The sequence below is a fragment of the Actinomadura sp. HBU206391 genome, from assembly GCF_014323665.1.
Taxonomy (GTDB): Bacteria; Actinomycetota; Actinomycetes; order Streptosporangiales; family Streptosporangiaceae; genus Actinomadura_C.
In genome coordinates, this window is sequence record NZ_JABVEB010000222.1 from 1 (window position 1) to 8,653 (window position 8,653).

Here is an 8,653-nt window from a genome sequence, read left to right on the forward strand (position 1 = left end):
ACCGGACGCGGCGCACGGCCGCGGCGCCGCCGGGCCGCCTCGACGGCCATCGGCACGATGAGGGCGGGCAGCACGGCCGCCAGCAGCGAGAGCCAGGCGAGCATCAGCCGGTCCACGCGGAAGAACGCCAGCGCCAGCCCGGGCACGGCGATCGCGAGCACGGCGGCGCGTTGCGGAACCGGCCCGAAGCGGCGTACGGCCAGACGGCGTACGGCGAGTGCGCCCGAATGCATCGTCGTCAGCGTGGGCGCCACCACGGAGGCCGCGACGAAGAGGTTGGCGACGGGCAGCCCGCCCGGCCCGGCGAGCACGGCGACGACGTCGGCGGATCCGCTGGCGGCCGCGAGCCCGGCGCCCACCGTGCTCGCGGCGAGCGCCGCCCCGACCAGCAGGGCCACGCACCACCCGAGATCCCGCCGCCGTCCGAGGCCGACGGTGAAGTCCGGCGCCCGCACCGCGAACACCGCCACGTATCCGAGGTATCCGGCGACGTCCGCGGCGAACCGGCCGCTTCCGTCGTATCCGGTGGTCAGCACCGGTTCCGGCGGCGGAAGCCGGACGGCCACGATGGCGATCAGCGTGATGGCGCTCAGCGTCGCCGCCACCGCCACGGCGTTCCAGCGGCCGGTGCCCGCCAGTAGCACGCCCGTGACCGGCACGCCGAGCAGCAGGATGCCCACCGGCTCGGGCAGCCCGAGCAGGGCGGCGGCCGCGCCACCGCCGAGCCCGACGTTGAAGCCGAACCAGCCCACCATCGCCATCGCGAGGAGCACGGTCACCGCGCGGTCGGCCAAGGAAGGCAGATAGCGGGGGGTGAGCTCCGACAGCGTCGCGTCCTCCCCCGCCGGTGCGCGCAGCCCGAGCCGTCCCTGTACGGCGAGCAGCAGCGCCATCATCGCGCCGCCGGCCACGAGCACCTGGGCCGGCAGATGGCCGTCGTGCCGCCCGCCGATCTGCGCGCCGAGGACGAGCGCCCCGGGTGCGGCGCCGAGACCGAGCCAGGCGCCGGCGGAGTCGCGCCACGTCCGCGGTGGCCCGCCCGCGAGCGGCCCCGTCGCGGGTCCGGTCACTCGGCGCCCGACGCGGCACCGAGCAGCCGGCGGATCCGGGTCGTGGCGGAGGAGAACTCCTCCCGTCCCATCGTCTCCGCGTAGTCGCGTTCGGCGGGCAGACCGACCTCGATGATCTCCGTTACGGTGCCGGGCCGGAAGCTCATCACGACGACCCGGTCCGCCAGGTAGACCGCCTCCGCGATCGAGTGGGTGACCAGCAGCACGGTCGTGCCGGTCTCGCGCCAGATCCGGTTCAGCTCGATGTTCATCTGCTCCCGGGTCAGCGCGTCGAGCGCCCCGAACGGCTCGTCCATGAGCAGGACCGGGGGCCGGTGCAGCAACGCGCGGCAGAGTGCCACCCGCTGCTGCATGCCGCCCGACAACTCGTGCGGGTAGGCGTCCTCGAAACCCCGCAGGCCGGTCATGTCGATGAGCTCGTCGGCCCGCTCGCGCGCCTGCGCGCCCGGCATGTGGCGCATCTCCGCCTGGAGCAGGATGTTGCGCCTGGCGCTGCGCCATTCCAGCAGCGCGGCCCGCTGGAAGACGTACCCGATGTCGCGCCGCGGGCCGGTGACGGCCTCGCCGCGCAGCCGTACGACACCGGCCGAGGGCTTGAGCAGACCGGCCACCAGCTTGAGCAGCGTCGACTTGCCGCAACCCGACGGGCCGACGATCGCCACGAACTCGCCCATCGCGACGCTCAGCGAGACCTCCCGCAGCGCCGTGACGTCCTTCTTCTTCGTACGGAAGCGGACGGCCACGTCGGCCAGGTCCACGGCGGCGCCGCTCCCGCCGCGCTTCCCGGCCAGGGCCGACTCCGCCAGGGTCTCCTCCGCCATCGTCATCCCTTCGGCGCCGCGCTGGTCTCCCAGTACTCCGCGGGCTGCTTGGGGTCGGCGACCATGCCCGCCCCGGCGAAGACGTCGATGGTCTGCTTCCAGTCGGCCTCGGTGTTGACACCGGGCGCCTTGCCCTTGGTGGCGTCGGTGTGCAGAAGGGTCAGCGTGGTCTTGAACTGCTCCGACAGCACCCCAGGCGGCGGCAGCTGCGCGGAGGCTCCCTGCATGCTGTCGACGGCCGACTGAGGGCTCTTCTCCGCCGCCGCCCACGCCTCGCTGGTCGCCGCGACCAGACGCTTGGCGAGGTCGGGGTCGCTCTTGAGGATGCGGGTACCAGCGAGCAGCCCGTTGGAGTAGAAGTTCAGCCCGTGCTCGGAGAAGCGCAGGTACGACACCGGCTTGCCGGCCTTGTCCTGCATGGTCGGGCCCTGGTCGCTGGCGTAGCCGAGGAGCGCGTCGGTCTTGCCCGAGATCACCGCCGCGATCTTGCCGGCCGGGTCGGTGTTCTGGATCTGGACATCGGACTCGCTCATTCCGTTCTTCTTGAGGAAGACCGGGAAGGTCTTCGACAGCGCGTCGCCGGCGGTGCCGGCGATCTTCTTGCCCTTGAGGTCGGCCGGGGCCTTGATGTTCTTCTCGGAGAAGAACTGCACGGACGCCGGTGTGGTCTGCAGGAAGACCCCGAGGCTCTTGACCGGGACGCCCTGCCCCACCGCGGCGAGCAGCGCCGGGGTGTCGGCCCAGCCGAACTCGGTCTGGCCGGCTCCGGTGGCCTGCACGGTCTTCTGCGAGCCCTGGCCGGCCTGGATCTGCAGGTCGATGCCGTGCTTTTCGTAGATTCCCTGCTTCTTGCCGTAGTAGAACGGCGCGTGCTCACCGTACGGGTACCAGTTCAGCGTGAACGTGACCTTGTCGAGGTCCTTGCCCGACGCGCTCTTGCTCTTCTCCGTACCTCCGCCGCCGCAGGCCGCGGTGAGCATCAGCAAAGGGACGAGGCCGACGGCGAGTCTCCGGAGTCTCATGGTGTGGCGCTCCTCGAGCTGGGGGTGGTCGGGGGCGAAGGTGCGGGACCGCAGGTGCCGAGCGGGTCAGTAGGTGGTGGTGACGGCGTCGCCCCGGCGGCTGGCGTGCCACGGGAGCAGGAGCTTTTCGGCGATCTCCACGAGCATGAAGAGGACCACCCCGATCAGCGACATGACGAGCAGCCCGGCGAAGAGCATCGGGGTGTCGAGGTTCCCGTTCGCCTGCAGGATCACGAAACCGAGGCCCTTGTTCGCACCGACGAACTCACCGACCACGGCTCCGGTGACCGCCAGCGTGACGGCGACCTTCAGCCCGGAGAACAGGTGCGGCAGTGATGCCGGAAACCGGATCTTCACGAAGGTCTGCAGCGGCCCCGCCCCCATCGTCGCGGAGAGCTCGATCATCTCGGGGTCGACCGCCTTCAGGCCGGTCACCATCGAGATGACGATAGGGAAGAAGGCGATGAGCACGGCGATCACGATCTTGGGTGCGATGCCGAAGCCGAGCCACACGACGAACAGCGGGGCGATCGCGATCTTGGGGACGACCTGGGCGAACAGGAGCACGGGGTAGAAAGTCTTCTCGACGGTGGAGGAGTAGACCATCACCACGGCGGCGAGAATCCCCACGACGACGGCGATCGCGAATCCCAGCAGCGTCTCGTAGGTCGTCACCCAGGTGTGCTGCCAGAGATAGCCGGCCTGGTCCCCCATCACCCGCAGGGTCGTGCCGGGCGACGGCACGAGATACGGCTCCACGAGCCGGGTGGCCGAGACCGCCCACCAAGCGGCGAAGCAGGCGAGGAGCAGCGCGACCGGCCGCCAGGAGCGTTCGAGCGTGTCGACGGCCCGTTCGCCCAGGCCCGGCCGGACCCGCTCGGCCACTCCGGCGATCGCGGGCTCGGCGGCGGCCGGGGAACCGGCCGGAGTCGTGGATGTGCTGCCCTGCTCCACGGTGAGCTCCTCCGAAGTCCGAGAGCCGCCCTGCTGGCCGCGGGGCCGGTCGCACCATTCGTCGACGCTGGTTGGAAAGCGCATTCTGAAAGCGCTTTCTGATACCGTAAAGACCCCATCGGGTGCGGTCAATAGCCCGGCCCGAGGTCCGACAGCGTGCCACTGCCTTGACCTGGGGGCGCCCGTGAGCGAGCGCGGAGCATCGGCCCACGTGACGCTGAAGGTCGTCGCGCGCTCGGCCGGCGTCTCGCCGGCGACGGCGTCGCGGGTGCTGAACGGAACCGCAAAGGTCCGCGACGAACTGCGCGAGCGGGTGCTCGCCGCCGCGGACCTGCTGGGCTATATCCCGAACGCCCACGCGCAGGCTCTCGCCAGCGCCTCGAGCCGGCTCGTCGGGGTCATCTGTCACGACGTCAGCGACCCCTACTTCGCGGCGATCGCCAGCGGCGTCATGCGCGCGGCCGCCGAACAGGATCTGCTGATGATGCTGGCCAGCACGTTCCGCGATCCCGCCCGCGAGATCGCCTACGTCTCCACGCTCCGCGCCCAGCAGGCCCGCGCGATCCTGCTGATCAGCTCGGGCTTCCAGGACCGCGGGTGGGAGCGCGCGATGAGCGCCGAGCTGGATCCGTACCTGCGCGGCGGCGGCCGGGTGGCCGTGGTCAGCCGGCACCGCACCCTGCGGGTCGACACGGTGCTGCCGGAGAACCGCGCAGGCGGGGCGGCGCTCGCGCGCGCCCTGCTCGGCCTCGGCCACCGTGACTTCGCCGTGCTGAGCGGCCCAAGCGCGCTCACCACCGTGTCGGACCGGCTCGGCGGTTTCCGCGGCGCCCTCGCCGAGGCCGGCGTCGAACTCGCGCCCGACCAGGTCGTCGAGGGCGCGTTCACCCGCGACGGCGGCTACGACGCGTGCGCCGAACTGCTCGAGCGCGGGCTCCGGGCGACCTGCGTGTTCGCCAGCACCGACGTGATGGCGATCGGCGCGCTCGCGGCGCTGCGCGACCACGGGTTGCGCGTTCCCGGGGACGTGTCCCTCGCCGGCTTCGACGACATTCCGATCGTCCGCGACCTCAGCCCCCCGCTCACGACGGTCGCGCTGCCGCTCGCCGAGATGGGGCAGGCGGTCATGGCCCTCGCCCTGCGGAAACCTCGCGGCCCGCGCTCTCGCGTGACGCGCTTCAGCGGCCAGGTCGTCCTCCGGGCCAGCACCGCCCCGCCCTGACCCCCCACCTGCCGTGATCATGCAGTTGTTCGCGTACGTGGCCGCGAAAGGGCCTCGAACTGGGCTACCGCGCCTTCAAGGTGAAGATCGGCCTGCATGACGAACAGACCGATGTCGCCGTGGTGGCCGTGGTGCGGCGCCACGCGCCGGACGCCCCGCTGTGGGTCGACGCCAATGTCGCTCCATCTGTTCGCCGCCTACGGGATCGACACGCCCGTCGACCTCAACGGCCGGCAGTTCATCGAGTCCCCGTACGCGGGTCTGACAGCGTGGGTCTGACAGTGCGGATCTGACAGTGCGGGCCCGACGCCTCGTGGTCGACAGGGCCGGTCATGCGGTTGGCTGTCCCGATGACCGATGACGAGGGGCTCCGGCTGCGGGCCAGGGCGCAGCTCCTGCATCGTCCGGCGATCGTCGGCGTGGCCGACGCCGTCCGGCGGCTGCTGGCCGTACAGGCACAGGACCTCGGTGGCTTCCCGCTGGCGCTGCGCGCCCGGGTGCCGGGGATCACGGGAGCCGACGCGGCGGCCGCCCGCGACGAGCGCGAGGTCGTGCGCACGTGGGGTCCCCGCGGCACCCTGCACCTCATGGCCGCGGACGACCTGCCGTGGCTGCTGCCGCTCGTCCGCAAGGGGCCGGCCGGATCGCTGCGACGGCTGCGTCAGCTCGGTGTCCGCGCCGAGACCGGCGAGGCGATCCGCGCCGTCGACAGGGCACTGCTCGGTCAGGGGCCGCTCACCAAATCCGAACTCGGCGATCGCCTGGCCCGGGTCGGGCTCACCGCGCACGGGCAGGCGGTCGTGCACCTGGCGGGCCTGTCCGCCCAGGCCGGCCGGGTCGTGCTCGGACCGGACCGTGCGGGCCGGCCGACGTACGTGCACGCGGCCGACTGGCTCGGCGCCCCGATCGTCATGGAGACCGACCGCGGCCGGGCGCTCGCCGAGCTGGCGCGCAGATACCGGCGCGCACACGAACCGGCCGGGCGGCGACCCGCCCCGGGGCTCCGGCCAGGCCGCCGAGATCGTGCGGCTGGTCCCGGGGTACGACGAGTACCTGCTCGGGTGGCGGACCCGCGAGCCGTCGGTGGCCGAGCCGTATCGCCTGCGGGTGCACCCGGGCGGCGGGGTGCTGCGCCCCGTGCTGATCGTCGACGGGAAGGTGCTCGGTGTCTGGCGCATCCGGCGGACGGCGAGGACCGTGGACATCGATCTCGAGCCGTTCGAGACGCTGACCGGCGAGCGCGCCCTGGCCGTGACCGGTGACGCCGCCGACATCGGCCGGTTCCTCGGCACCGAGGCCAGGCTCAGGGTCCGGCCCGGAACTGCTTGAGCGTGCCCTGCAGCTCGGCGACCTTGTCGGTCGCCTTGGCGAGCAGGTTCCTGGCCTCCTCGAGCGGCTCGAAGAAGTCCTCCAGCGGGGTCTCGTCGTCGGCGACGAGCGCCTCGACGAACAGCGCCGACACCACCGCGGTCAGCCCCATGAGGGCCGCCTGCGCGGCCATGCCGTCGATCTCGCGCAGCTGCCGTACGGTGCGGATCAGCCGCTTGATGCCCAGGTGCACCAGGACCTGCGACTGTGGCCGGTCCGGGCTCGCGATGGCCGACAGGTAACCGGCGTCGAAGTTGCGCCAGTCGTCGTGCCTGCCGCCCGCTCCGGCCTTGACCTCGACCGTGGCGAGCAGCCGGCCCAGCAGGAACGCGCTGTCGAGGGCCACCGCCGGGTCGACGGCGATGGGGGCGCGCAGAGCGGTGAGAGCGTCCATGACGCCCGTCGGGTCCAGTTTGTCGGCCCCCCAGTCGGTGCCTCCGTCGGATCCCCTGCTGTCGGCCATCGGACCAGTATGGGCGACCGAGGTGCGCGACGCAGCGCAACCGGGCGATCGCGCTCCGCCCAATGGTGATCAACTCCGAACGATCGCCCAGTCCAGGGCGCTCAGCGCCGGCGCGGGGCGGCCCGGCGGGTCGGCGGCGCGGTGGTCGGGTCCTCCGGCCAGGGATGCCGTGGATAGCGGCCGCGCAGCTCCGCCCGTACGCCGCGGTAGCCCTCCCGCCAGAACGACGCCAGGTCGGCGGTCACCGCCGCCGGCCGGCCGGCCGGAGAGAGCAGGTGGACCACCAGTGGCACCCGCCCGCCGGCGAGCCGGGGCGCGGCATCCCAGCCGAACAGCTCCTGCAGCTTCACGGCCAGCACGGGCCGCTCACCCGAGTAGTCGATCCGGATCCGGGAGCCGCTCGGCACGGTGACCCGCTCGGGAGCGAGGTCGTCGAGCCGCGCCGCGCACTCCCACGGCGGCAGCCTGCGCAGCGCCGCGGCGACGTCGATCCGCTCCAGGTCGGCCCGGCGCCGCGACCCCGCCAGCGGCAGCCACTCCGCCGCCCTCCCCAGCAGCTCGGCATCGTCGACCGCCGGCCAGGGGTCGCCCATCACCGCGTGACAGAACGCGAGGCGTTCCCGCAGAGCGGTGGCGTCCCTGGTCCAGATGAGCAGAGCCGGCCCCTCCTTGCGCAGACCCTCCAGCAGCGCGGTGGTCACCAGCGCGGGATCGGGCTTGCGCAACGGCACGGCGGAAAGCTCGATGGCGCCGAGCCGCTCGACGCGGCGCGCGACAACGTCCCCGTCGGCCCAGCCGACCTCGTCGGCCGTCGAGTGGAGGGAGCCGGCGGCGAGACGGGCGATGTCCTCGCCGATGACGACGGCCTGGCGGACGCGGGCCGAGGCCGAGCCGGCCGGCCGATCGGCGACCGCGACCGCGAGCCAGGGCGCGCTCGCCAGAGGAGAGCCGGCCGCGAGCTCCGCGCCGGTGCCCGAGACCATCAGGAGCCCGGACCCGGGCCGCGCCCTCGCCACCCGTTCGGGGAACGCGAGCGCCACCACGGTCCCGGCCACCGCGTCATCGCCCGCCTCCGGCCGTGACCTCGCGGCCGTACGCGACCCGGCCCGGTGACCGGCTGCGTGATCACGAGCGGAGGCGAGCGGCTCCGGGTCGAGGTCGCGTAGCGCGGCCTCGAGGCGCCGCGCCTCGTCCCTCCACCGGGCGGCGTGGCCGTCGCGGCCTCGTCGGGCGGCCCGCCAGAGCGCGGTCAGATCGTCACCGACCCCGGCCGGCGGACGCTCGGACAGCAGTGCCACCACCTCGGCGGCCGACCGGGCGCCGACCCGCGCGGCGCCGTCCAGCAGGGCCCGGGCCAGCCGGGGGTGCGCGCCGACCCGGGCCAGGCGCCGTCCCCGCGAGGTCGCCCGGCCGCCGGAGTCGACCGCGCCGATCGCGTGCAGGGTGTCCCTGGCCGCTCGCATGGCGCCTGCGGGCGGAGCGTCGAGCAGGGCCAGCCCGGTCGCGTCCGGGTCGCCCCAGCACGCCGCGTGGAGAGCGAAGCCGGTCAGGTCGGCCAGCGCGATCTCCGGCTGTGGCCGCTCCGGCAGCCGCGCGTGCTCGGCCTCGCTCCAGCAGCGGTAGACCGCGCCCGGGGCCTCGCGACCGGCCCGGCCCGCGCGCTGCTCCGCCGACGCGCGCGACGCCCGTACGGTCGTGAGGGCGCTCAGCCCGCGGGCGTGGTCGGTGCGCGG

General features: G+C 73.4%; 7 protein-coding genes and 2 pseudogenes. 3 read left to right on the forward strand and 6 right to left on the reverse strand.

The annotated features are described in order from the left end of the window. From HKK72_RS31860 to HKK72_RS31875, 4 genes are all read right to left on the reverse strand, one after another. Positions 1 to 1,070 (reverse strand): hypothetical protein (locus HKK72_RS31860; protein ID WP_222721391.1); only part of this gene is annotated, 1,070 nt, incomplete at its 3' end. Then, entirely contained in the window at positions 1,067 to 1,891 is an 825-nt protein-coding gene (locus HKK72_RS31865) for an ABC transporter ATP-binding protein (protein WP_222721392.1), read from the reverse strand. The genes HKK72_RS31865 and HKK72_RS31860, both read right to left, overlap by 4 nt. Positions 1,892 to 1,893: 2 nt before the next feature. Beyond that, the gene (locus HKK72_RS31870; protein ID WP_187238147.1) at positions 1,894 to 2,913 is read right to left on the reverse strand and encodes an ABC transporter substrate-binding protein; all 1,020 of its coding nucleotides are present in this window, start codon (positions 2,911 to 2,913) and stop codon (positions 1,894 to 1,896) included. Between the two features lie 66 nt (positions 2,914 to 2,979). Next, the gene (locus HKK72_RS31875; protein ID WP_187238148.1) at positions 2,980 to 3,951 is read right to left on the reverse strand and encodes an ABC transporter permease; all 972 of its coding nucleotides are present in this window, start codon (positions 3,949 to 3,951) and stop codon (positions 2,980 to 2,982) included. Between the two features lie 127 nt (positions 3,952 to 4,078). On the opposite strand from HKK72_RS31875, the gene HKK72_RS31880 reads away from it, so the two are divergent. The 3 genes and pseudogenes from HKK72_RS31880 to HKK72_RS31890 all read left to right on the forward strand — a co-directional run bounded on the left by HKK72_RS31880 (position 4,079) and on the right by HKK72_RS31890 (position 6,418). Continuing rightward, entirely contained in the window at positions 4,079 to 5,089 is a 1,011-nt protein-coding gene (locus tag HKK72_RS31880) for a LacI family DNA-binding transcriptional regulator (protein WP_187238149.1), read from the forward strand. 80 nt (positions 5,090 to 5,169) lie between these two features. After that, positions 5,170 to 5,223 (forward strand): annotated as a pseudogene (locus HKK72_RS42955) (hypothetical protein); the annotation flags it as partial. A 216-nt stretch (positions 5,224 to 5,439) separates the two neighbouring features. Further along, positions 5,440 to 6,418 (forward strand): annotated as a pseudogene (locus tag HKK72_RS31890) (DNA glycosylase AlkZ-like family protein). Here HKK72_RS31890 and HKK72_RS31895 read toward each other — a convergent pair. Beyond that, positions 6,393 to 6,920: a hypothetical protein gene (locus HKK72_RS31895; RefSeq protein ID WP_187238152.1), complete on the reverse strand. Its 528-nt coding sequence runs from the start codon at positions 6,918 to 6,920 to the stop codon at positions 6,393 to 6,395. The pseudogene HKK72_RS31890 and the gene HKK72_RS31895 sit on opposite strands and share 26 nt — an antisense overlap. Before the next feature lie 101 nt (positions 6,921 to 7,021). Next, positions 7,022 to 8,653, reverse strand: a 1,632-nt coding sequence (locus tag HKK72_RS31900) for an ATP-dependent helicase C-terminal domain-containing protein (RefSeq protein ID WP_315987556.1), incomplete at its 5' end; no start/stop codon positions are given.